Below are 822 nucleotides of genomic sequence, written 5' to 3'. Positions count from 1 at the left end.
AGTACTTGTCCTCTTTCTACATCTTCTTTCTTGATTCCTCTTAATAGAGCTCCTACGTTATCTCCAGCTTGACCTTGGTCTAATAGCTTTCTGAACATTTCTACTCCAGTACAAGTTGTTTTTGATGAAGTTTCTTTGATTCCTACGATCTCAACCTCTTCTCCAACTTTTACTATTCCTCTTTCGATTCTTCCTGTTACTACTGTTCCTCTTCCTGTTATCGTGAATACATCCTCGATTGGCATTAGGAATGGTTGGTCTACTGCTCTTGCAGGTGTTGGTATGTACTCATCTACTGCGTTCATTAGAGCTTTAATTTGGTTTACCCATTTCTCTTCTCCGTTCATCGCTCCTAATGATGATCCCATTACTACTGGTAAGTCGTCTCCTGGGAATCCGTACTCTGTTAATAACTCTCTTACTTCCATCTCTACTAACTCTAGTAACTCTTCGTCGTCTACCATGTCAGCTTTGTTTAAGTATACTACGATGTATGGAACTCCAACCTGTCTTGATAATAGGATGTGCTCTCTTGTTTGAGGCATTGGTCCATCTGCTGCAGATACAACTAGGATTGCTCCGTCCATTTGTGCTGCTCCAGTTATCATGTTCTTTACGTAATCCGCGTGACCTGGACAGTCTACGTGTGCGTAGTGTCTTGTTTCTGTTTCATACTCGATGTGAGCTGTATTGATTGTGATTCCTCTTTCTCTCTCTTCTGGTGCAGCGTCGATGTTAGCGAAATCTACTTTCTTAGCTAGTCCCATATCTGATAATACTTTAGAGATTGCTGCTGTTGTTGTTGTTTTTCCGTGGTCAACG

Annotated in this window: 1 protein-coding gene; it reads right to left on the bottom strand. The window is 41.4% G+C overall.

Annotated features, from left to right (window positions below; genetic code table 11):
• On the bottom strand, positions 1 to 822 hold an 822-nt coding region (locus RR062_06145; protein ID MEG2027281.1), incomplete at both ends, for an elongation factor Tu.

The sequence above is a fragment of the Clostridia bacterium genome (assembly GCA_036654455.1).
GTDB lineage: Bacteria > Bacillota > Clostridia > Christensenellales > CAG-314 > JAVVRZ01.
This window is presented reverse-complemented; position numbering and strand designations above follow the sequence as displayed.